Annotated in this window: 20 protein-coding genes and 4 tRNA genes; 5 read left to right on the plus strand and 19 right to left on the minus strand. The window is 52.6% G+C overall.

Features of this window, described 5'->3' with window-relative positions:
• Window positions 1-8: 8 nt before the first annotated feature.
• Window positions 9-1,931 (minus strand): PrkA family serine protein kinase, encoded by a 1,923-nt coding sequence (locus HMF8227_RS04905; RefSeq protein ID WP_109339120.1) that lies wholly within the window; start codon window positions 1,929-1,931, stop codon window positions 9-11.
• 351 nt (window positions 1,932-2,282) lie between these two features.
• Here HMF8227_RS04905 and HMF8227_RS04910 point away from each other — a divergent pair, with 351 nt between their 5' ends.
• The 3 genes from HMF8227_RS04910 to HMF8227_RS04920 all read left to right on the plus strand — a co-directional run bounded on the left by HMF8227_RS04910 (window position 2,283) and on the right by HMF8227_RS04920 (window position 6,571).
• The gene (locus HMF8227_RS04910) at window positions 2,283-4,451 is read left to right on the plus strand and encodes a M3 family metallopeptidase (RefSeq protein WP_204101034.1); all 2,169 of its coding nucleotides are present in this window, start codon (window positions 2,283-2,285) and stop codon (window positions 4,449-4,451) included.
• A 302-nt stretch (window positions 4,452-4,753) separates the two neighbouring features.
• Entirely contained in the window at window positions 4,754-5,806 is a 1,053-nt protein-coding gene (locus HMF8227_RS04915; RefSeq protein WP_239421205.1) for a Kelch repeat-containing protein, read from the plus strand.
• 84 nt (window positions 5,807-5,890) lie between these two features.
• A complete protein-coding gene (locus HMF8227_RS04920) occupies window positions 5,891-6,571 on the plus strand; it encodes a glutathione S-transferase family protein (RefSeq protein WP_109339121.1) in 681 nt (226 codons plus the stop codon).
• A gap of 12 nt (window positions 6,572-6,583) precedes the next feature.
• On the opposite strand, the gene HMF8227_RS04925 is transcribed toward HMF8227_RS04920, so the two are convergent.
• From HMF8227_RS04925 to HMF8227_RS04955, 7 genes are all read right to left on the minus strand, one after another.
• A complete protein-coding gene (locus HMF8227_RS04925) occupies window positions 6,584-7,864 on the minus strand; it encodes a Xaa-Pro dipeptidase (protein WP_109339122.1) in 1,281 nt (426 codons plus the stop codon).
• Window positions 7,865-7,936: 72 nt separating this feature from the next.
• On the minus strand, window positions 7,937-9,451 hold the full coding sequence (lnt, locus tag HMF8227_RS04930; RefSeq protein WP_109339123.1) for an apolipoprotein N-acyltransferase: 1,515 nt from the start codon (window positions 9,449-9,451) through the stop codon (window positions 7,937-7,939).
• A complete protein-coding gene (locus tag HMF8227_RS04935; RefSeq protein WP_109339124.1) occupies window positions 9,420-10,301 on the minus strand; it encodes an HlyC/CorC family transporter in 882 nt (293 codons plus the stop codon). The genes lnt and HMF8227_RS04935 overlap by 32 nt, the downstream gene beginning before the upstream one ends.
• Window positions 10,302-10,333: 32 nt before the next feature.
• Window positions 10,334-10,795 (minus strand): rRNA maturation RNase YbeY, encoded by a 462-nt coding sequence (gene ybeY / locus HMF8227_RS04940; protein WP_109339125.1) that lies wholly within the window; start codon window positions 10,793-10,795, stop codon window positions 10,334-10,336.
• Window positions 10,792-11,850, minus strand: a complete 1,059-nt coding sequence (locus HMF8227_RS04945) for a PhoH family protein (protein WP_109339126.1) — start codon at window positions 11,848-11,850, stop codon at window positions 10,792-10,794. Before HMF8227_RS04945 ends, ybeY begins: the two co-directional genes overlap by 4 nt.
• Window positions 11,851-11,873: 23 nt before the next feature.
• On the minus strand, window positions 11,874-13,304 hold the full coding sequence (gene miaB, locus HMF8227_RS04950) for a tRNA (N6-isopentenyl adenosine(37)-C2)-methylthiotransferase MiaB (protein WP_109339127.1): 1,431 nt from the start codon (window positions 13,302-13,304) through the stop codon (window positions 11,874-11,876).
• A gap of 133 nt (window positions 13,305-13,437) precedes the next feature.
• Window positions 13,438-14,289, minus strand: coding sequence for a DMT family transporter (locus HMF8227_RS04955; RefSeq protein ID WP_109339128.1), 852 nt, complete (start codon window positions 14,287-14,289; stop codon window positions 13,438-13,440).
• A gap of 234 nt (window positions 14,290-14,523) precedes the next feature.
• Between HMF8227_RS04955 and HMF8227_RS04960 the strand changes: the two genes are divergently transcribed.
• Together HMF8227_RS04960 and HMF8227_RS04965 are read left to right on the plus strand one after the other, a co-directional pair.
• Window positions 14,524-14,832: a hypothetical protein gene (locus HMF8227_RS04960; protein ID WP_162558499.1), complete on the plus strand. Its 309-nt coding sequence runs from the start codon at window positions 14,524-14,526 to the stop codon at window positions 14,830-14,832.
• Window positions 14,833-14,888: 56 nt separating this feature from the next.
• On the plus strand, window positions 14,889-16,055 hold the full coding sequence (locus HMF8227_RS04965; protein ID WP_109339130.1) for an FAD-dependent oxidoreductase: 1,167 nt from the start codon (window positions 14,889-14,891) through the stop codon (window positions 16,053-16,055).
• A 325-nt stretch (window positions 16,056-16,380) separates the two neighbouring features.
• Here HMF8227_RS04965 and HMF8227_RS04970 read toward each other — a convergent pair whose 3' ends face one another.
• The 11 genes from HMF8227_RS04970 to HMF8227_RS05020 all read right to left on the minus strand — a co-directional run bounded on the left by HMF8227_RS04970 (window position 16,381) and on the right by HMF8227_RS05020 (window position 23,558).
• The gene (locus HMF8227_RS04970) at window positions 16,381-17,799 is read right to left on the minus strand and encodes an alanine/glycine:cation symporter family protein (RefSeq protein WP_109339131.1); all 1,419 of its coding nucleotides are present in this window, start codon (window positions 17,797-17,799) and stop codon (window positions 16,381-16,383) included.
• Between the two features lie 154 nt (window positions 17,800-17,953).
• A tRNA-Gln gene (locus HMF8227_RS04975) sits at window positions 17,954-18,028 on the minus strand.
• A 27-nt stretch (window positions 18,029-18,055) separates the two neighbouring features.
• Window positions 18,056-18,130, minus strand: a tRNA-Gln gene (locus HMF8227_RS04980).
• Window positions 18,131-18,133: 3 nt separating this feature from the next.
• Window positions 18,134-18,218, minus strand: a tRNA-Leu gene (locus tag HMF8227_RS04985).
• 5 nt (window positions 18,219-18,223) lie between these two features.
• Window positions 18,224-18,300, minus strand: a tRNA-Met gene (locus tag HMF8227_RS04990).
• 128 nt (window positions 18,301-18,428) lie between these two features.
• Entirely contained in the window at window positions 18,429-19,577 is a 1,149-nt protein-coding gene (locus HMF8227_RS04995; RefSeq protein WP_109339132.1) for a GGDEF domain-containing protein, read from the minus strand.
• A gap of 102 nt (window positions 19,578-19,679) precedes the next feature.
• On the minus strand, window positions 19,680-20,771 hold the full coding sequence (gene ychF, locus HMF8227_RS05000; RefSeq protein WP_109339133.1) for a redox-regulated ATPase YchF: 1,092 nt from the start codon (window positions 20,769-20,771) through the stop codon (window positions 19,680-19,682).
• 11 nt (window positions 20,772-20,782) lie between these two features.
• Window positions 20,783-21,367 (minus strand): aminoacyl-tRNA hydrolase, encoded by a 585-nt coding sequence (gene pth / locus HMF8227_RS05005; protein ID WP_109339134.1) that lies wholly within the window; start codon window positions 21,365-21,367, stop codon window positions 20,783-20,785.
• A 5-nt stretch (window positions 21,368-21,372) separates the two neighbouring features.
• On the minus strand, window positions 21,373-22,032 hold the full coding sequence (locus tag HMF8227_RS05010) for a 50S ribosomal protein L25/general stress protein Ctc (protein WP_109339135.1): 660 nt from the start codon (window positions 22,030-22,032) through the stop codon (window positions 21,373-21,375).
• A 124-nt stretch (window positions 22,033-22,156) separates the two neighbouring features.
• Window positions 22,157-22,540 carry a hypothetical protein gene (locus HMF8227_RS05015; RefSeq protein WP_109339136.1) on the minus strand — a complete coding sequence of 128 codons (384 nt, stop codon included), beginning with the start codon at window positions 22,538-22,540 and terminating at the stop codon, window positions 22,157-22,159.
• Window positions 22,541-22,607: 67 nt separating this feature from the next.
• The gene (locus HMF8227_RS05020) at window positions 22,608-23,558 is read right to left on the minus strand and encodes a ribose-phosphate pyrophosphokinase (RefSeq protein ID WP_109341016.1); all 951 of its coding nucleotides are present in this window, start codon (window positions 23,556-23,558) and stop codon (window positions 22,608-22,610) included.
• Window positions 23,559-23,593 lie beyond the last annotated feature (35 nt).

Below are 23,593 nucleotides of genomic sequence, written 5' to 3' on the forward strand. Positions count from 1 at the left end.
CCTGCCAACTACGAGGATTTACGTACCCTTAGGTACCATTCACATAACAGCCGTACCTGTTTTTGGGTATAGCCTTTTTCGGTCATACGTTTGACAAAGTCGTCGTGCTTTTTCTGGTCCTCGGCACTGCTTTTGGCGTTAAACGAGATGACCGGCAACAGATCCTCGGTGTTGGAGAACATCTTTTTCTCGATGACGGTGCGCAGTTTCTCGTAGCTGGTCCAGTTGGGATTTTTACCCTTGTTATTGGCCCGTGCCCGCAATACAAAATTGACGATCTCGTTTCGAAAGTCCTTGGGATTGCTGATGCCTGCTGGCTTTTCGATTTTCTCCAGCTCGGCATTCAGGGCCTCGCGGTCGAACAACTGGCCGGTTTCCGGATCGCGGTATTCCTGATCCTGGATCCAGAAGTCGGCATAGGTGACGTAACGATCAAACAGGTTTTGGCCATATTCTGAGTAGGATTCCAGATAGGCGGTTTGAATTTCCTTGCCGATAAACTCAACATACTTGGGAATCAAATAGCCTTTTAGAAACTCTTTATAGCGCTCTGTTTGCTCGGGGGGAAACTGCTCCCGCTCCACTTGACGTTCCAGCACATAAAACAGATGCACAGGGTTGGCGGCCACCTCTGTGGGGTCAAAGTTGAACACGCGCGATAGGATCTTAAAGGCAAAGCGGGTGGACAAGCCGTTCATGCCCTCATCCACGCCCGCATAATCCCGGTATTCCTGATAAGACTTGGCCTTGGGATCGGTGTCTTTCAGGCTTTCGCCGTTATACACCCGCATCTTAGAGTAGATACTGGAGTTCTCCGGCTCTTTTAAGCGTGAAAGCACCGAGAACTGGGCCATGATATCCAGCGTTCCCGGCGCGCAGGGGGCCTCATTGAGTTCGCTGTTCTCCAGTAACTTGTCATAGATCTTCCTCTCCTGAGATACCCGCAAGCAGTAGGGGACTTTCACAATGTAGACCCGGTCTAAGAAGGCTTCGTTGTTTTTGTTATTGCGAAAACTTTGCCATTCGGACTCGTTGGAGTGAGCCAGTATTACACCGTCGAAGGGCAGGGCTGAAAAGCCCTCGGTGGGGTTATAATTCCCCTCCTGAGTGGCGGTGAGTAGGGGATGCAACACTTTGATGGGCGCCTTGAACATTTCCACAAACTCCATCAGCCCCTGATTTGCCTTACACAGAGCGCCGGAATAGCTGTAGGCGTCAGGGTCGTTCTGGGCATAGTCTTCCAACTTGCGAATATCCACCTTACCCACTAACGCAGAAATGTCCTGATTGTTGTCATCCCCCGGCTCGGTCTTGGCCACAGCAATTTGATCCAGCACCGATGGATACATTTTAACCACGCTGAACTGACTGATATCACCGTTAAATTCATGCAGTCGTTTGCGCGCCCAGGGTGACATAATGGTCTTCAGGTAGCGCCGGGGAATACCGTATTCTTTTTCCAGCAGTTCACCATCTTCGTTAACATCAAACAGACACAGTGGGTGATCGTTCACCGGTGAACCTTTAAGGCAGTAAACGGGCACCTGTTGCATCAACTCTTTAAGCTTCTCGGCCAGAGAGGATTTCCCTCCCCCTACCGGACCCAATAAGTACAGTATCTGTTTTTTCTCTTCCAGGCCTTGAGCGGCGTGCCTGAGATAAGACACGATCTGTTCGATGGAATCTTCCATACCGTAAAATTCATTGAAAGCCGGATAACGGGGTAATACGCGGTTAGAAAACAGCCGGCTGAGAACCGGGTCCGTCGAGGTGTCTACCATTTCCGGTTCGCCAATGGCCTGTAACAGGCGTTCTGCTGCATTGGCGTAAGCGGTTTTGTCTTCCTTACACAGCTCCAGGAATTCGGACACGCTGTACTCTTCTTCCTTATGAGCTTCGTAGCGTTGTTGATAATGCTCAAAAATACCCATTGTCACCTCCGGCACAGGATCTGGAATTGAAAGAACGAAGAACGCGTTCGGGCGTTAACCTATCCTTGCTATAAGGTTAGACCCTTATTTGAATTTTTGTGTTGCAACAATCTGACAACTTATTGATTTTCCTCAACGGATTATTTGGTCAGTCACCACTTACTACGTCGGCTCCCGGCAAATGGATTGTCTGATACTCATTCTCGTAGCCGATGTCACTGGACGCACGTTAGCGACCTGTTAACGATTGGTTACATCGTGACGGGTGCCAAAATTTGTTGTTTACGTTAACGTCAATATCTGAACTCATTACTATGTCTTAGTCGATCGACAACAACAGAGAGTCAAACAGTGTTAAAACAAAGATTACTTACATTAGCCGTGGCAACGGCTTTAACCGGTGCGCTGGCGGGTTGTGGCCAGGCGACGTCCCCTAGTGAAACCAGTAATACAGAATCGGTAGCCACTAAAGACTATAACAATGCGCTTTTAGCTGAGTGGCAAGGCCCGTATGGTGGGGTGCCGGCCTTCGATAAGATGGAGTTATCCCTGTTAAAACCTGCCCTGGAAAAAGGCATGGACGAGCACCTGGCGGAGCTGGAGGTTATCGCGAACCAGTCCGCAGAGCCCACCTTTGAAAACACCATCGTTCCTTACGAGAAGGCTGGCGAGGCCATCGGTCGGGTGTTTACCTATTATGTGATCTGGAGTGCTAATTTATCCTCGCCGGAGTTTCGTGAGATTCAACGGGAGATGGCGCCCAAGCTCGCCGAATACCAGTCCAGGATTCGCCAAAATGAGGCCTTGTTTAAACGTATCGAAGCGGTTTTTAACAGTGACCGGTTTAAACAACTTCAACCCGATCAGCAGCGTCTGGTTACCCTGATTTACGATGGTTTCGCTCGCAATGGAGCAACGCTGGAAGGCGATGCCAAGACTCGCTATGCGGAGATCAATAAGCAGTTGTCTGAGCTGCACACTCAGTTTGCTAACAATGTGTTGGCGGATGAGGAAAGCTACGTGCTGTATCTGAGTGAAGACCAGCTAAGCGGGTTACCCGAGTCGGTGGTCAACGCTGCGGCCCAGGCTGCCGCTGAGCGTGATAACGAGGGCAAATACGCCATTACCAATACGCGGTCATCCATGGACCCGTTCCTGACCTATTCCGATGAGCGTGAACTGCGTAAAAAGGTCTGGAATGATTATTACAGCCGCGGCGATAACGCTGATGAGAATGACAACAACGCTATCATTGCTGAGATTCTAAAGCTGCGTGACGAGCGGGTCGAACTGCTGGGCTATGAGAATTATGCCCAGTGGCGCCTGGAAAACCGTATGGCCAAGAACCCAGAAAACGCGATGGATCTGATGATGGCGGTGTGGCCAGCGGCTCTGGCGCGTGTTGAGCAAGAAGTGGCCGATATGCAGGCCATTGCCGATGCTGAGGGTAAAGACATTACCATTCAGCCCTGGGATTACCGCTACTATGCCGAGAAAGTGCGTAAGGCGCGTTATGATCTGGACTCTGATGAGGTCAAGCAATACCTGCAGCTTGATAAGTTGCGTGAGGCGATGTTCTACGTGGCCGGCCGGTTGTTTAACTTTGACTTTACCCCGGTGGAAAAAGGTAAAGTGCCGGTGTTCCATGATGATGTAAAGGTGTGGGAAGTCACCGATAAAGACAGCGGTGAGCATATTGGTCTGTGGTACTTAGACCCCTTTGCCCGTCAGGGTAAACGTTCTGGGGCCTGGGCTTACAGTTACCGCAGCCATACCACCTTTGATGGTAAAGAAACGGTGCTGTCTTCTAACAATTCAAATTTTGTTAAAGGTAAGCCGGGCGAACCGGTACTGATCAGCTGGGACGATGCCGAGACTTACTTCCACGAATTCGGCCACGCCCTGCACGCGTTAGCCTCTAATGTGGCTTACCCCACCCTGAACGGTGGCGTTCGCGACTACACCGAGTTCCAGTCACAGCTGCTTGAGCGCTGGCTGCTGACCGACGAAGTGATCGATAATTATCTGGTGCACCACAAGACCGGTGAGCCGATCCCGGATGAGCTAGTCGCCAAGATTAAAAAGGCGGCGACCTTCAATGAAGGCTTTAAAACCACCGAATACCTGGCTTCGGCGCTGGTGGACATGAAGCTACACACCACGGATCCTGAAGGGATTGACCCTGACAAGTTCGAGCGCGAAACGCTGGCCGAACTGGGCATGCCGGATGAGATCGTGATGCGTCATCGCACTCCCCACTTTGGTCACATCTTCTCGGGAGAGGGCTATTCGGCGGGCTATTATGGCTATATGTGGGCGGAGGTACTGACGTCTGATGCGGCGGAGGCTTTCGCCGAGGCTCCGGGTGGCTTCTATGACGAAGACGTATCTGGCCGCTTGGTGAAGTATCTGTTCTCGGTACGTAACGCCATGGACCCGGCTGAAGCCTATCGGGCCTTCCGTGGTCGTGATGCACGGGTAGAAGCGCTGATGCGCGACCGGGGCTTTCCGGTAGAGTAATTTAGATTATTCTGTTGATAAAAAGGCCAGCAAAACGCTGGCCTTTTTTATGTTGAGTTTTTAACAGCGCTGATATTAGGTCCGACATTTGATATGCAGTCTTGTCACTACATAGGCTTCCTTTTGCATGACCACAATGAACTGAGTTAAAGCTTTGAGCTCTCATACCAGGTCAGGTCGTCATCAACCTGAATGTTTATGGGAAGTACTTATGACAAGGAGAGGCACAAGAAAGCGCTTGCCAATTATGCCTTTCCATCCTGTGGTGTTAGGCTTTAGTCAGTCTGACAAATAGGATTGTGATGATGATGAGACGCTGTCTGCCCTTGATGGGACTGGTGCTGGCAGGGTGGGCCCTGGCCGGCTCGCAACTCCCCGATTTACCTGAACCTGTGACCAATAATGGTGTTGCCCATTTAGAGGCCGATGGTGAGCACTTTCTGGCTTCTTTTATGGGTTTGGCGGAGGCAAAGGATTGGCAGGCAGCGCATAACAAGGCCTGGGTGCTTAAAATCGGCGAGAAAAGCTGGCAACCGGTCGAACCGGTGCCTGCGTCGATGAGTCCCGAAGGGCGCCTGGCGACGACGGTAGCGGGCATTGGCGATACCGCTTATATCTTCGGGGGGTATACCGTTGAACAGGATCACAGTGAGACCTCCAGTCCGGATGTTTACGCCTTCAAGGTGCCGGAAATGGAGTATCAAAAGCTGCCCGATATGCCCGTGCCGGTGGATGATAGTGTGGCTCTGGTGCACCAAAACCGCTATATCTACCTGGTGAGCGGCTGGCATAACCACGGCAATGTCAATTTGGTGCAGGTGTTCGACACCCAAACCCGTCAGTGGCAGCAAGCCAGTCCTTTCCCGGGCAAACCGGTGTTTGGCCATGCCGGCGCCATTATCGAGAACCAAATGATTCTCTGTGATGGTGTGGCGGTGGTGCCACAGCTGATGACAAAGCGCACCTTCGCTGCCGAGCCAGCTTGTTTCAAAGGAATTATCAATGCCGCCGATCCTACCCGTATTGACTGGCAGAAAATTGAGCACCCCACAGGAGAGGCTCGCTACCGCATGGCAGCGGCGAGTGTCAAAGGCAAAGCGGTGTTTATTGGTGGCAGTAGTAATCCCTATAATTACAATGGCATTGGTTATAACGGCGAGCCGTCCGAGCCATCGTCGGACGTCTGGGTTTATCATCCCAAAGAAAACCGCTGGCAGTTGGGGCAAAGCAGCCAGGCCACCATGGATCATCGCGGGTTATTGGTAATGGGGCATAAGCTGTTGGTGATCGGTGGCATGACGCGGCAACAGCAGGTGCTGGATAAAATAACCACCTATCCGGTGATTGGCGATTGATCGAAGCGGGTAAAAGAAGCGTACAAGGCCCTATCTCAGACCACCAACAGTGGTTCTTGTCATTGTGGGCCATGGAGTACGCTTATGATTATCCTGCATCATTTAAACAACAGTCGCTCGCAGCGCATACTTTGGTTACTGGAACATCTCAAACTGGATTACAAAATCCAGTATCACCAGCGCGATCCCAAAACCCAGTTGGCTCCTCAGAGCCTCAAAGATGTCCACCCCTTAGGTAAGGCGCCGGTGCTGGAGGATGGCGAGCTCAGGCTGGCCGAGTCCGGAGCCATTATCGACTATCTGGCACGTCGCTACGGAGGGGGAGAGCTGACCGGTGCCAGCCAGCAGTTTGAGCAAACCCAGTATCAATATTGGCTGCAGTACCCTGAGGCCAGCTTGATGCCGCCCTTGTTACTGAGGCTGGTGATGGAGAAGATCAAAACCGGTCCTATGCCGTTTTTTGCCAAGCCCATTGCCCGGTCGATCGCCAACAAGGTGCTAAAAAACTTTGTCCTGCCCAACATTCAATCCCATCTGGATTTTGTGGAGCAGAGCTTAGAGGGAAAACAATGGATTCTGGGGGAGGCCATAAGTGGCGCTGATTTTCAGTTGAGTTTCCCTCTGGAGGCCTGTGTGGCTAAAGGCACCGTTGATGAGAGCCGTCCCAACATTCTGGCGTACGTACAGCGCATTCACGCTCAAAGCGCCTACCGCAAGGCTTTGGAAAAAGGCGGTGATTATGAGTATGGGCCCCAGGCAAGCTAGGGCCCGGTAAGGTTACTCGGCGGGCTGTTTGACGATATGTCCGTCTTTAATTACTACCGGAATGGACTCCAGTAGTTGAATCTTCTCCAGAGGGTTGCCTTTTACGGCAACGATATCGGCCCACTTTCCAGCGTCAATACTTCCCAGGTGCTGATTTTGATTCAGTAATGTGGCGGCGTTTATTGTTGCCGCCTGAATGGCTTGTAGTGGACTCATACCAAACTTCACCATTCGGGAGAATTGCTGGCCATTCATGCCATGGGGGTAAACACCTGCGTCGGAACCAAATACCATTTTGACGCCTGCTTCTACTGCTCGGCGGAAGCTTTCTCGCTGAGTTTTACCTACTTTACGCTCTTTGTTCAGGCTCTCTTCCAGTATGCCCGCTTCTTTACCGGCCGATAAGATGTATTCGGTGGTAAAGATATCCATGGAAAAGTAAGTACCGTGCTTTAATGCAAGCTCAATGGCTTCATCATCCAGCAGGCTGGCGTGCTCAATGCTGTCGATACCAGCGCGTATGGCGTCTTTAATACCGGACGTGCCGTGGGCATGAGCGGCAGTGACTACACCCCTTAGTTTGGCCTCGTCGGCAATCGCCTTCATCTCTTCCAGGCTGTACTGTTGCGCACCGACCTTGGTGCCTTTTGATAGGACCCCGCCAGTGGCACAGATTTTTATCACATCGGCACCGTATTTTATGTTCATGCGCACTTTCTCGCGCGCCGCCCAGGGACCGTCAGCCACGGCGGGGGACTTGTCCTTATAGGAGTAGGGCAGCAGGTTATTGTCACAGTGTCCGCCGGTAACGCCAAGGGGGATGCCAGCGGCGAAGATGCGTGGGCCGCTGATTTCACCATCGCGAATCGCATCGCGCAGGGCAACATCGCTGTAACCGGGAGCGCCCACGTTGCGGACACTGGTAAACCCGGCCTGAAGTGTTGTCCTGGCATTCATGGCCCCGGTCAGTGCCTTACGGGGGAGCGAATCAGCCAGGCGCTTATAGCCATGCTTGTTCGCGTCGCTGGTCAGGTGCACGTGCATATCCATCAGGCCGGGCAGTAAGGTGTAATCGGATAAATCCAATACCTGGTCAGCGGCAGGGAGAGTGGCGTTGTCGGTATCAATTATCGACTGAATACGCCCATCTTCAATGAGCAGTGTTTTGTTATTAAGTAAATCGCCGGTGGTGACATCAAGCACGGTACCGGCCTTAATCATCAGATCCGTTGCCTGGGCGGAGCTGGCAACCATCATGGCAAGGCCAAAGCTGGCCAAAGTGGTGAGTTTCATGTTTGTAGGTGTTCCTGTGGTGTGTCAGACCCTCGAGCTTACCGGTTTGTGGTGCAAACTCAACTGCTTAAGCTAGCGGCGGCGAAGCCAGGCAAAAGCGAACAGTACTAACGTCATGAACCAACTGCCCCAGGAGCCCCAGCGGACAAAGGGAGTCTGGCCGGTGTACAAATTGACTTCGGTGCGCAAAACACTCTCTTCGAATTGAGGCAGGCGCTGAACTAACCGGCCGTCGGGAGTGATGACCCCGGTGATGCCATTGTTGGTGGCTCTGAGTACCGGTAAGCCCAGCTCCAGCGCTCGCACCTGAGCAATTTCCATATGCTGATGGGGGCCATGAGAACGGCCAAACCAGGCATCATTACTCACCGTGAGAATCAAGTCGGTGCCGGGGTGCAGGTTGGCGCGGATTTGCTCGGGGAAGGCAATCTCAAAGCATATGGCCGGGGCTAAATGATAGCCATTGGCAATGATGTTTTTTTGCTGATAAGCGCCCCGGGTAAAAGATGACATGGGCAGGTCGAAAATCGGTGCCAACCCTCTAAGCCAGTCCTCCAAAGGAATAAACTCACCGATGGGCAGCAGGTGATGCTTGGCATAGCGGTTGTCATGTTGGTATTGGTAGTGTCCTTGTGGCTCTCCGCCTTCCGAACCTAAAGCGATTAACTGGTTAAATGCCTGCTGGCTCTCGAAATTGTAATTGACGATGCCGGTGATCATGCCGGTATGAGTGATGGCGGCCTGTTCATCGAGGGCCTGAATATACTCCACAGCCATGGGCTCTAACTTGGGGATCGCCGCCTCCGGCCAGATCATCAGGTCCGCGTCCCAGTGATTTTGACTGAGCTGACGGTATTTGTTCATGGTGGGCGCGTCCTGCTCTGGGATCCAGCGCAGCTCCTGTTTGATATTGCCCTGTACCATGGCCAGATCGACCTGGCGGTCGCTGGGGCTTACCCAGTTAATCTGTTTCAGAAGGCTTCCCGCAACCAAAGGTAACAGTGCAACCATTAACCAGTATGCCTTGCGACCCGATGCAGTGAAGGCTACCAGAGCGCTGGCGGTAAGGATGACCAGGGCACTGGTCCCAAACTCGCCGATTACCGGTATCCAGCCTGCTAATGGGCCGTGAAGTTGTGAATAGCCTAAAGACAGCCAGGGGAAGCCCGTTAGCACCCAGCTTCGTAACCATTCGGTCATCAACCACAAAAGCGGTGCCGCCAAAGGCCATAAATGGGTGCAGAAGTAACGCCTCAATAGCCAGGCGAATAACGCAGGATAAAGGGCCAGATAGCCGCACAACAGCGCCATTAATCCCAAAGAGCCGATTAACGGCAGGCCGCCAAAGTCAGCAATGCTGACATGCACCCAACTGATGCCGACGCCAAACCAGCCGGCCCCGAACCAGAAGCCGGTCCAGAACGGGCGTGGTGAAGCGGCCAGAGCGGCCAGAAACACCAATACCAAGAGTGGCCCCAGTGCCCAAACGGAAAAAGGCGCGAAGCCTAAGGTCAGGCCCGCGCCACTGAGAAAGGCAATGCTGTGAAACAGCCTGCTATTTTTCCGTTTCGGCGTCGTTGTCGTCATCGTCCTTGGGCAGGCTGACTTTTAACTGGATCAGGCGGCGCTTGTCGGCGTTGGTCACCTGAAAGTGAATACCATCCACTTCCACCGCCTCGTCGCGGCGAGGCATGTGGCCGAACGCTTTGAGCACGATGCCACCGATTGTATCGGCCTCCTCTTCATCAAACCCAGTCTCGAAGAAGCGATTGAACTCTTCCACCGATACCAGCGCTTTGACCGAGTAGGTGTATTTGTTCAGTGGACGGATGTCGTCCAGCTCATTCTCTTCTGTGTCATGCTCGTCTTCGATCTCGCCAACGATCAACTCCAGAATATCCTCGATGGTGACCAGGCCAGACACGCCGCCGTATTCGTCCACCACAATCGCCATGTGGTAGCGCTCTTCGCGAAATTCTCTGAGTAACACATCGATACGTTTACTCTCCGGTACGATGATGGCCGGGCGCAGAATGTCTTTGAGGGTGAATTGAGCCTCGGGGTCGAAGCCGTACTTCAGTAAGTCCTTGGCCAGCAAGATCCCTTCAATATGGTCTTTGTCTTCGTTAATGACCGGAAAACGGGAGTGGGCGGACTCAAGCATAATCGGCAGAAACTGGTCTACCGTTTCCTCAATGCCTATGGTGACCATCTGCGCTCTGGGGATCATGATGTCCCGCACACGCATCTCACTGATTTCCAATACGCCCTCGATCATCTCCCGAGTGGCGGAATCAATAACCTCACGTTCCTCGGCTTCGGTGATCACCTCGGCCAGTTCATTGCGGTTTTGCGGCTCTCCCGACAGGCTTTGGACTATCTTGCCAAACCAGCCCATGGAAGAACCGTTGCTAGAGTGTGGGTTGTCGTCGCTCATAGGCTCCAGTAACTTTTTCGTTCAGGACGCTATCATTCCCTAAGGGTATAGGGATCGTCAATGGCTAATTGGTTTAAAATGGCGATCTCGACCGATTCCATTTGTTCGGCCTCGTCTTCTTCCATGTGGTCATAGCCCAGAAGGTGTAAGATGCCGTGGACGGTCATATGAGCCCAGTGATGGTGCAGTGACTTATGCTGCTGTTCGGCCTCTCGGGCGACCACCGCTGCGCAGATGACTAAGTCACCCAGCAGATCAAGCTCAATGCCGGGCGGCGCCTCAAATGGGAAAGATAGCACATTAGTGGGCTTGTCTTTGCCCCGGTAGTTGAGGTTAAGCTGCTGACTTTCATCTTCGTCCACAATGCGCACCGTGATCTCGCCGCTGTCGCGTTTCAGGTGCTTAAGCGTTGTGGAGAACCATTGCTGGAACTGCGCCTCAGAAGGCAGGTCGGCTGCCTCTGAGGCGACTTGCAAGTCAATGATGGCGTTCACGTCGGCGTATCGTTCTGCTGATTGTCGCCGTCAAGCTTCTGGGCGGCGTCTTTGGCGGTCTTCGCCGCTGCACGGGCTTTATCATGTTCTTCATAAGCCTCGACAATGCGAGCTACCACCGGGTGGCGCACAACATCGCCAGCGCTGAAAAAGTTAAAGGAAATGTCAGACACATTCTCCAGAACCTCAATAGCATGGCGAAGACCACTTTTCGCGCCGCGGGGCAGGTCGATCTGGGTAATGTCACCCGTGATCACTGCCTTGGAGTTAAAGCCGATCCGAGTCAGAAACATCTTCATCTGTTCGATGGTGGTATTCTGGCTTTCATCCAGAATGATAAAGGCGTCGTTCAGAGTCCGGCCACGCATGTAAGCCAAAGGGGCCACTTCAATGACGTTTCGCTCGATAAACTTTTCTACCTTTTCAAAACCGAGCATTTCAAACAGGGCATCGTAAAGGGGGCGCAGATAGGGATCCACTTTCTGGGCCAGATCGCCGGGTAAAAAGCCCAGCTTCTCACCAGCTTCTACCGCCGGGCGTGTCAATAAGATGCGGCGCACATCCTGACGCTCCAGCGCATCCACCGCCGCGGCCACCGCTAGATAGGTCTTACCGGTTCCCGCCGGGCCGATCCCAAAGGTGATATCGTGATTGATGATGTTCTGAATATACTGACCCTGATGCGGGTTACGGGGCTTGATGATGCCACGCTTGGTCTTGATGTGGACCTCTTTGCCGTATTGGTGCTTAGGCTCCGATTGTTCCAGTGCATTGGCTTCCTGAATGGCCAGATGCACGGTCTGTGGGTCTAACTCGGGGATCTTGCCCTTTACCGGCTGGGTTTCCACATACAGATGCTTGAGCAGCTCGCTGGTAGCGGCGGCCTGTGGGGCCTTGCCCAGCACCTTAAACAAATTGTCGCGGTAGCTGATTTCGACGCCCAGGCGGCGTTCCAGCTGCTTGATATTGTCATCGAAGGGACCGCAGAGGCTGGAAAGGCGCTTGTGGTCCTGAGGTTCTAAACGAATTTCGTTGCTGACCAGTTGGTTAGCCAAAAATACTCTCCTGAATTAGGATTCTATGGATTGAATTGGGCCACACCCAGTTCGTCGGGCTGTTTGGTGGCCTGTTGATTAATTATAGACTCTGGGGACACGCTGACACGCAGGCCCATGTCGGCCTCCCGACGCAGTACTTCACCACGCAGCGAGTTGCTGAATACGTCGGTGATGCGCACATCCACAAACTCGCCGATCATGTCCGGACTGCCTTCAAAATTCACGACCCGGTTGTTCTCGGTACGACCGGACAACTCCATCGGATTTTTCTTGGACGGGCCTTCCACCAGAATGCGCTGCTCGGTATCCAGCATATTACGGGCAATACGCTGGGCCTGTTGGTTAAGGCGTTGTTGAAGCAGATAGAGGCGCTGTTTCTTGGTTTCCTCGGAGACATCGTCCGGCAGGTCAGCCGCCGGTGTGCCGGGGCGGGCGCTGTAGATAAAGCTAAAGCTCAGGTCGTAGTCCACCGCCTGGATGAGATCCATGGTGGCTTCAAAGTCAGCGTCGGTCTCGCCCGGGAAGCCGATAATAAAGTCTGATGACATGCTCAGGTTGGGGCGGACTTTTTTCAGCTTGCGTATCTTGGATTTGTACTCCAGTGCGGTATGGCCGCGCTTCATCTGAGTCAGGATCCGATCCGAACCACTTTGCACAGGCAAGTGCAGGTGATCCACCAACTCCGGGATATGGGCATAGGCCTCAATAATATCCTCGGTAAACTCTACCGGGTGAGAGGTGGTATAACGGATGCGGTCGATGCCATCGATGGCCGCCACCAGATGCAATAGTTCGGCGAAGGTGCAGATACTGCCGTCGTGATGATCGCCGCGGTAGGCGTTGACATTCTGACCCAGCAGATTCACTTCGCGCACGCCTTGTTCGGCCAGTTGGGCGATTTCGAAGATCACATCGTCTGCCGGACGACTGACTTCTTCACCGCGAGTGTAGGGTACCACGCAGAAGCTGCAGTACTTAGAGCAACCTTCCATAATCGACACAAAAGCGGTGGGGCCCTCGGCACGGGGCTCCGGCAGACGGTCAAACTTCTCGATCTCCGGGAAGCTGATGTCCACGACCGGGTTGCGGTCGCCTTGTACCTGACTGACCATCTCTGGCAGTCGGTGAAGAGTTTGAGGGCCAAACACAATGTCCACAAAGGGGGCGCGCTGACGAATCAGGTCGCCTTCCTGAGAGGCCACGCAGCCGCCCACGCCAATCACCAAGTCAGGATTGGTGTTTTTCAGGTTCTTCCAGCGACCCAATTGGTGAAACACTTTCTCCTGAGCCTTTTCTCGGATGGAGCACGTATTGAGCAGGATCACGTCGGCTTCTTCGGCGGTTTCGGCCGCCTGATAGCCATGGGTGGAATCCAGCAGGTCCGCCATTTTCTCCGAGTCGTACTCGTTCATTTGGCAGCCCCAGGTTTTGATAAATAGTTTCTTACTCATACGGCATTCAACTCAGCTTTGCGTTGGCGCTTATCAACCGACCCCGTCCTTTTGACAGAGGCCCGCGAAAAAAGGTCGCGTATTTTACCGCCAATTGCAGCGGATTTAAACACAGACAGTCGCTTCTTGGCGCTTAGATCAGCCAGCGTTGGCGTAGGGTGATGTTGCCGGCCCAGATAATCAGTCCGATACCGATGAAAAGGCCGCTGGAGAGGGTTTCGTTCCAGAACCAATAACCCAGCCCGGCGGCAAAGAGTACATTGGTGTAGGTTAACAGGCCGATACGCGCCGGTGAGGCCAGCTGGAAAGACTTGGTCATTAAGAGCTGTCCGGCGGCCGCCATAATGCCCATCGCGATTAACCAAAGCCAGGCTTCATCACTCATGGGCTGCCAGTTAATCAACATCGGAAACAGGGATACCAGGGTGGCAATACCGGTAAAATAAAATACGGTGCGGGCTGAGGGTTCGGTGTCGCTCATCTTACGAATGGCGCACTTGGTAAAAGCCACCAGGCAAGCGCACAGCAGCGCCAAGGCGATATAGATACTGATGCCGCCCTCGTTCGGCTGCAGCACAAAGCCGGCACCACAAAAGCCGATGGCCATGGCTACCCAGGTCTTGGTGGTGATGATTTCCCTTAACCAAAAACGGGCGATAAAGGGGATGACAAAAGGCGCGATTAACAGAGCCATCATGGCCTGAGCCAGTGGGATATGGGACAGCACGTAGAAAAAACAGTACATGGCAATAAGACCGGAAGTCGCCCGGATAATATGCAATGCAGGTTTCTGCGTCTTAAGGCCAGTCAGGCCGAGTCGTCCCACTACCGGCAACAGGGCAATGAGTGCAAACAGGTTACGAAAAAACACCAGTTGGGTCTGGCTGGCCGAATCGCTGAGATGTTTGACCATGGCGCCAACGCCGGCAAACAAGGCTTCGGCCAGGATTAAGCTGAGAGCGCCTATCCAGATACTGGGGTTCATGGTTTCTCCTGCTAAATACGAATTCCGATTGTATCAAACCCACGCAGGCGAATCTGTTAACTCGTCGTTAAGGCGACGATGAATGGTCTGCTAATAGCGATTAATGGGGCAGATGTAACAAAAGCTCTGAATCAGGCCACATCGACACATTTCTTTACATTCTCAATGTAACCTTTTGGCCGCCATTAGCTACTTATTAAGTGCATCACAATTAATTGCCAAACAATGGGGGCTATGATGAAAACTTTTAACCTTTCTTTACTGTTCGGGGTTGCTCTTGCTGCGGCCGGTGCAGCCAATGCCACGGTGCAAGGCAGTAATGAGTCAGACCAGGATTACCTGCGTTATGTGTTTACTTATGATTATGAGCCGGGTATGGATAATACCTATCAGGCTTACAGTCGCGCCGAGCAACAAATTGAACACCGGCTAAATCAGGACATTCGTACTCAGGCGTTAACGAGCCTGTATGAAATGGCCTCAGATGAGTTGTATGCCTCGGCGAATCATCGTCGGGCGTCGACCGTGGCGCGTGCCGACTAAACCCGATTGATATGCTATTCTGGCGGCTGTTTTAAGTCAGCACTTAGAGTAGATTTATGGGCCAACAATTTGATTGTGTCGTTGTCGGTGCCGGTATGGTGGGGGCGGCGACGGCACTGGGATTAGCCCGGCAGGGACGATCCGTTGCGCTGGTGGAACCGGCAATGCCTGAGACTTTTCGGGCGAGTCAGTTACCTGACTTAAGAGTGTCGGCTATCAGCGCTGCCTCACAGCGATTACTTGAAGAGCTGGGAGCCTGGCAGGCCATTGCCGATATGCGACTTCAGCCATACCGCCGTTTGGCGGTATGGGAGGAGCCCCAGGCTCGCACCGAGTTTAATGCCGTCGATATCAACCGGAACCACTTGGGGCATATTATCGAGAACCGTGTCGTTCAGTTAGGCCTGCATCAGGCTCTGTCTGACTACACGAATGTGACTTGGTTTGACGCTGGCTTTGCCGAACTATCCATGGGGCCCGGACAGGCAGCCGTAAGCCTGAATAATGGTGAATTATTAACCGCTAAGCTGGTTATCGGTGCCGATGGCGCCCAATCCAGAGTCAGGCAGGCGGCAGGCATTGGCACCACAGGTTGGCAGTACCGCCAGCACGCGCTGGCGATAACGGTTAAAACCCAGGACCTAGCGCAGGACATTACCTGGCAACAATTTTTCCCTTCAGGACCTCGGGCGTTTTTGCCGCTGTTTGATGGCTATGCCTCGTTGGTATGGTATGACGCTCCCGAGACTGTGCAGCGGTTAGAACAACTGAGTCATGCCCAATTAAAACAGGCCATCATGGAAACCTTTCCCGATGAGTTGGTGGACTTCGAGGTGACTGATAAGGCCAGCTTTCCGCTAACCCGAATGCACGCCCAGCACTACTTTAGTGGCCGCACTGTAATCCTCGGCGACGCGGCCCATACTATAAATCCGCTGGCGGGGCAGGGCGTTAATCTGGGTTTTAAGGATGTTGGCACCTTACTGAGTGTCGTCGATAGCATTGAGCTTTCAGAGGCAGATGCCTTGGAAAAGAGCTTACGCCAGTTTGCTCATAAGCGCAGGCCCGATAATCTGCTAATGATGACCGCCATGGACAGCTTCTATAAGACCTTTAGCAATGACCTTGCGCTGATGAAGGCTCTGCGCAACGCCGCTTTGACCTTAGCAGAACGCAGTGGCCCGATTAAAAACCAGGTCATGCGCTATGCCATGGGTTTGTAGCGGTTTTTGCACGGTCAGAGAGGACGTGGGAGAGGGGGGGCCGCAAAATGAACTTACATCCCTGTAGCGATATACCAGGCTAGTCCTCCATGATTAGCCGTTCGCCCCTCTCGAAGTGACGTTGAGTCACTTCTAATGAGCTTTGTTCGATCTTGGGCAATGAGGCGCTCATAATGTGTTTTTCGTGGGGAGGGAGTCTACGTCCTTGTAGCTGTATTCCAGGGTGACCCTCACGGCAATTGCTCCTGCTTTGCTCTAATGTTGACCGTCCATGGTCAACTCACGCTAGCCGTTCACACCTTAAATGGAGATGTTAAATCACCATTTATTCGCTGCGCGAACCGGTGTTCACCCAGATGTCTGGTTCGGAGTGGCCTTGGATATCGCAGCTACCGGCTCGGTATTCGGGCTGCTTACCGGCCTTATGCTGAGCCCAGTAGTCCTTGGTGATGTTGACTATAGTGGGAGTCAGCCAGACGATGGCGATGATATTAATCACGGTCATCAGGCCCAACGCCATATCAGCCATGGCCCAGACTTTGGGCAGCGCGGCCATAGAGCCCCACAAAATCATAGCCAGGTAGCCCACAGTGTATATCGAGCGGCCGATTCTGTTGTCCAGCTTAAACATATGCAGGTTACTCTCACCATAGGCGTAGTTGGCTACTACAGAGGTAAAAGCAAACAGGCTGATAGCCGCGGCGACAAAGTCATTGCCGCCATTACCCAGGTGATAGCTCATGGCGTCCTGAGTCATGCGGATGCCTTCCATCTCGCCTTGTCCGCCGCCAGCAAGCAGAATAATAACCGCCGTGCAGGTACAGAGTATCAGGGTATCTAAAAACACTCCCAGCATTTGCACATAGCCTTGCGAAGCAGGGTGGTTAGGATGGGGGGTGGCGCTGGCGGCCGCATGGGGAACGCTGCCGGAGCCTGCCTCGTTGGAATAGAGGCCGCGTTGTATACCATGTTTAATCGCCGCGCCCAACAAGCCGCCACCGGCCTCTTCAAACCCGAAGGCCTGAGTCAGAATATGGCCGAGCAAAGAAGGTACCTGCTCGATATTTATAATGGTAATGCCGAGCGCAACCAGTACATAAGCGATGCCCATCACCGGCACAACCCATTCGGCGAAGCGGGCGATGCTATGTAGCCCGCCTACCACAATAAGCCCGGCGGCGATAATGATCACCAAGCCAGTATTAAACTCACTGATACCGTAAGCGTGATTTAAGGCATCGGTAATGGAATTAGCCTGTACTGCGCTGAAAATAAACCCATAGCCCAAAAACAGACATAACGAGAAGGCAATGGCTAGCCAACGTTGCTTCAGTCCCTGTTGAATGTAATAGGCCGGACCGCCGCGATATTCGCCGTTGCTGTCTTTAACCTTATAAAGCTGACCGAGCAGACTCTCGGCAAAGCCGGTGGCCATGCCTAAAAGGGCGATCATCCACATCCAGAAGATGGCACCGGCACCGCCGAGAGAAATAGCCACCGCCACGCCGGCCAGGTTGCCAGTTCCCACCCGTGCCGACAGGCTGGTACACAGGGCCGCAAACGAGCTGATCCCGGCCTTGTCGTGGTGACGCGAGCCCTTCATCAGGCTGAACATATGAGTGAAGTGTTTGATTTGAATACCGCCCAGACGGACGGTAAACCAGACGCCAGTAGCCACCAGCATCACAATCAGTAGCCAACTCCATAGCAAGCCGTTAACGGCATCGACCAATTCGTGGATCACAATGGTTTCTCGTTATCGTTGTTCTGTGGTGGCTATAGTCGCCATTGAGTGCAGTCTTGTCCAGAACCCAAGCCATAACTCTTGGTTATTCCAGATGAGAAAACGATGGGGCAGAAACGAGAAAAGCCAGCCCGAAGGCTGGCTTTTGGAATAGTGGCTGGGGTAGCTGGACTCGAACCAACGAATGGCGGGATCAAAACCCGCTGCCTTACCACTTGGCTATACCCCAACGGGTCAACGCGTGAAGCAAGAAAAATGGCTGGGGTAGCTGGACTCGAACCAACGAATGGCGGGATCAAAACCCGCTGCCTTACCACTTGGCTATACCCCAACATGGTGCGGAAGGAGAGACTTGAACTCTCACGCCGTGAAGCACTGGAACCTAAATCCAGCGTGTCTACCAATTCCACCACTTCCGCATTTATGGTGGCTAAGGCGGGATTCGAACCTGCGACCCCAGCATTATGAGTGCTGTGCTCTAACCAACTGAGCTACTTAGCCACTTGCTTACTCGCGTTGAGTGGCGCGTATTATGCTCATCCCCCCTGTGAGCGTCAAGCCTCTTTTCAAAAGAAATGGTTCTTTTGCTTAGGATGTGAGCAGATGGACGCTTAGTTGCTGAAAATTTGTTAGTTTTGGCAGGTTCTGTTGCGGCCTTTGGCCTTAGCATCATAGAGCGCTACATCAGCCTGCTTAATGTTGGCGTCCAAGCTTTTGGTTGAATCATAGGCGGTCAGCCCAAAACTGCAGCTTAACCGGGCCTCATTCCCGTTATTTAAAACAAACGGACGCGCTGCAATATCCTGCCGGATACGCTCGGTAATACTAAAAGCCTGATCCTTATCGGTGTTCGGTAAGAGCAAAAGAAACTCTTCTCCTCCCAGTCGAATAAAGATGTCTTTTTTCCGACAGTTTTGTTGCACGATCTCGGTGAAGAAGATCAGTACTTTGTCGCCCACAGCGTGACCATGGTTATCATTAAAACGCTTAAAGTGGTCAATATCACACAAAACCAGCGTATGAGTTGGGGATGCGGGCTTTTCAAGCCAGCATCCGAAATCGGGGTCATCGAGATAGTGACGATTTTTCACCTTAGTGAGAGGATCGGTGAGCATATCTTTGCGTATACGGGCAATAAGAGAGTACATAATGGACAGCACAAAACCGCAGAATGCCGTTAACACCAGGGTAATGAAGCTAACCTGACTGAGTTTGATGAGGGCTAGGGCATCGCCACCAAATACCCATTGATGGAAAGCGGTAATAGCAAAAATGGCCAGCACACCGGAAAGGAACGCCAGAAGTAACAGCTTATCGCCGGTGTTACGCTGGTTTTGAATAACGGTCGCGGCTGAGAGTGCAATAGGAATGGTGGCCTGAAGAGCGATATTCACACCGCGTAACGTGGCCGAGTTAATGATAAAGATAAGGCATAGCTGGATGCTGGTAAAAACAATCAGGTGGCCGACGAGCCATCGCCAGTTCTGGCTTTTAACCGGAATGCCAAAGCGCATTTGTAACGCAAAGTAGAGCAAATAAACAGACAGAAGAAATAAGAAGCCGTGAACTATAAAAGATAGGGGCGTATCAGTGAACAGCTGAATGGTGGTGCTGACATAGGTGGCAAAAGCGACAACAAGGAAAAGACGCACATAGCGGGTAGAGCGTCGTTTAACAGGGTGGCTGGGCTTAGGCATTACGTGGGTAAAGCCAATTAAAACCAGAGTAAACAGGCCTGCGACCAATAAATCGAAGAAAACCAGCTGCCACTCACTCACTAGGCCGGGCGCTCCTTAATCAGACTAACAGCAAGTATAAAAGTTTTTGATACGAAAGCCCCGGCATTTTGCCGGGGCTGTTATCGAATTGCCTTTGGCGTTTTACACGTTAAATCGGAAATGGATTACATCTCCATCCTTAACAATATACTCTTTGCCTTCCAGACGCCATTTGCCAGCATCTTTGGCACCTTGCTCACCGCTGTATTCGACGTAGTCATCATAGGCCACTACTTCGGCGCGGATAAAGCCCTTCTCAAAGTCGGTGTGGATCTTTCCGGCTGCTTGTGGGGCAGTAGAGCCAATAGGGTAGGTCCAGGCGCGGACTTCCTTCTCTCCTGCGGTAAAATAGGTGTTCAGGTTTAGTAGGCTGTAACCGGCACGGATCACGCGGTTTAAGCCCGGCTCTTCCAGCCCCATCTCGTCCAGGAAGTCGGCCTTTTCGTCGTCCTCTAACTCGGCAATTTCCGCTTCGATGGCGGCGCATACGGCCACAACAACGGCATTTTCTTCTGCAGCGATAGCTTTGACACGATCCAGGTACGGATTATTCTCGAAGCCATCTTCGTTGACATTGGCGATGTACATGGTGGGCTTGAGGGTCAGCAGGTTCATGTAGCTCACAGCGGCCAACTCTTCTTTTTCCAGCTCCATGGAGCGCAGCAGCTTGCCTTCGTCCAGATGCGGCTTCATTTTCTCCAGCACGGTGACCTCGAATTTTGCATCCTTGTCGCCACCTTTGGCGCGTTTACTCTGGCGGATAATGGCTTTTTCCACGCTTTCCAGGTCGGCCAGGGCCAGTTCGGTGTTGATCACCTCAATATCGTCTTCGGGGCTGATCTTGCCTTCGACGTGCACGATGTTGTCGTTTTCAAAGCAGCGCACTACATGGCCGATGGCGTCGGTCTCACGGATGTTGGCCAAAAACTGGTTACCCAGACCTTCACCCTTAGAGGCACCCTTAACCAGACCGGCAATGTCCACAAACTCCATGGTAGTGGGTAGGACCTTCTGTGGGTTTACAATGGCTGCCAGCTTATCCAGGCGTACGTCTGGCACTGGAACCACGCCGGTATTGGGTTCAATGGTACAAAACGGAAAGTTGGCCGCTTCGATACCGGCTTTGGTGAGCGCGTTAAACAGAGTGGACTTACCTACGTTAGGCAGACCCACAATACCGCATTTAAAACCCATGACTAATCCTCTTATGCTTTAAACGAGTGCAGGCGATTCATCGCCTTTTTGATGTCGTTGTCTTGGAGCAGAATCTCGGTACAACGGACCGCCTCATCGATGGCGGCGTCGATCTTTTCTTTATCTGGCTGGGATGGTTTGCCCAGTACATGACCGGTAACGCGGCTTTTGTGACCAGGGTGGTCGATGCCGATGCGCAGCCGGTAAAAATTTTTATCATTGGCGAATTTACTGACAATATCCCGAATGCCATTTTGGCTGGAACTGCCCCCGAGCTTAAATTTGGCTACCCCTGGTGGTAAGTCGAGCTCATCGAACGCCACCAAGACTTCTTCCAGTGGAATGCGATAGAACTTAGCCAGTGCGGCAACCGCCTGACCACTGCGATTCATAAAGGTTGTGGGGATAAGGAGTCGAACGTCCTGGCCGCCAATGGTGCCGCGTCCGGTTAAACCAAAGAATTTTGCGTCGGGTTTGAGGGGAATATTGTAACGTCGGGCCAGTTCTTCAACGTACCAACTGCCGGCGTTATGTCTGGTGGCTTGATATTCTGGGCCTGGATTACCCAGGCCCACAATTAGCTGAATCTCAGCCAAGGAGATTACTCCTCAGTGCTGGCTTCTTCGTCGCCAGAATCAGCAGCTTCGCTAGCGCCTTCGTCTTCTTCGGCAGCGGCTGTCTTAGGAGTCTTGATGGTCACAACGGCTTGGTCGTGATCTTCGCCTTTGGCCAGCTCAACAGACTCAACGCCTTTAGGCAGTTTAACGTCAGTCAGGTGCAGAGTTTCACCGATTTCCAGATCCATCAGATCCACTTCGATGTACTCAGGCAGGCTGCTTGGCAGACAGGTCACTTCGATGTCGTTGATGTGGTGCTCAGGTACGCCGCCATTGGTCTTGATGGCAGGGGCCTTATCTTCGTTCAGGAAGTGAATCGGAACGTGAGTGGTCACTTTCTGGTTTGCATCAACGCGCAGGAAGTCAACGTGTACCAGCTTAGGCTTGTACGGGTGACGCTGCATGTCTTTAACCAGAGCTTCAACTTTATCACCGCCAATGTTCAGAGTCAGAACGTGGCTGTAGAAAGCTTCGAAATCCTGAGCTTCATTAACTTTGTTGTGGTCCAGCGTCAGGGCAACGGGATCTTTACCAGCACCGTAAAGGATAGCGGGTAATTTGTCAGCACGACGCAGGCGGCGGCTCGCACCTTTCCCCATGTCGGTGCGGACTTCCGCATCCAGATGGAAAATAGCTTCAGACATAATGTGTCTCCAATTAGATAGTGTCATTGAATCTTCGCGACCAAAGATTCAAACGGAACCCCTTCGAAAAAGGGCGGCGCATTCTACCACTGGCCCGAAAAGGGTACAAGCCAAAGATAGGAGACTAAAGTTGGTCGGCTTGGCTTTTCCGGGCGTTACTGTCATCCAGGATCGTGACTGCTTCGACCTTAAAGGGGGTGCCGTATTGTTGAAAGGTAATGGTATCGGGTTGTAACTGGCCGGTGACTTCGACGACCAGGCCGTGGCGCTGGTAGCGGCTGCTTAGGTCCATTAACAGATAGCTTTGACCGTCTTTGGCCTCTAAAGCATAAAAGCCGCCTTCAAAGTTTTTATATTCGATGGTGCCGGTAAGCTGGACCTGCTGTTTTATTGTCGATGCCATGGTGTTTTCCGATTGAGCGGAGGGCGCCGATGATGAGTGGCTGGCATGATTTTCACACGCAAACAATACCAGTAGCAGGGGTAAGGCCATAAACTTACTGAGCATCAAAGGCCTCCTCGAACCATTGCCATAAAAAAAGCCGCATAAAGCGGCTTTAACTCTAATCGGCGATTTACGAATAATCAAACATCGCCGAGATGGATTCTTCATTGCTGACCCGGCGAATGGCCTCGGCCAGCATGTCTGAGAGGCTAAGCTGTTTCACCTTGCCAAGCTCACGAATTTCCGGAGCCAGTGGGATGCTGTCGGTGACTACGATTTCATCAATCACCGAATCGCGTAAGTTTTTGGGCGCATTGCCGGAGAAGATAGCATGAGTGGCGTAGGCGTAAACGCTGTTGGCACCGTGTTCCTTTAGCGCTTCAGCCGCTTTACACAGGGTGCCGCCGGTGTCGATCATATCGTCCACGATAATACAGTCGCGGCCCTGAACATCACCAATAATGTGCATGACCTGAGATACATTGGCCTTGGGACGACGCTTATCGATAATGGCCAGGTCCAGATCGTTCATCACCTTAGCCAACGCGCGGGCACGAACCACACCGCCGATATCCGGTGATACGACCACGGGGTTCTCTAAGTCTCTCTCCAGCATGTCCTGCACCAGGATCGGGGTGCCGAAGGCATTATCTACCGGTACATCAAAAAAGCCCTGAATCTGCTCCGCATGCAGGTCGATGGTCAGAACACGGTCAACGCCGACATTGGACAGAAAATCTGCGACGACCTTCGCGGTAATTGGCACTCGAGCCGAGCGCACCCGGCGATCCTGACGCGCATAACCGAAATAAGGCATAACGGCGGTAATACGTCCGGCAGAAGCTCGACGCAAGGCATCGATCATGACGATCAATTCCATTAGGTTATCGTTGGTGGGCGCGCACGTAGACTGGATAATAAAAACGTCCGAACCACGGACGTTTTCATGAATTTCTACGCTAATTTCACCGTCGCTGAAACGGCCTACACTGGCATGGCCAAGTTTGGTATATAGGCGGTCGGCAACTTTCTGGGCAAGGTCTGGTGTCGCGTTACCAGCAAATAGCTTCATGTCCGGCACTGAGGGATCCTCGAAGATGTGGCTTAGTTTTTCAG

The organism is Saliniradius amylolyticus (genome assembly GCF_003143555.1).
Lineage (GTDB): Bacteria > Pseudomonadota > Gammaproteobacteria > Enterobacterales > Alteromonadaceae > Saliniradius > Saliniradius amylolyticus.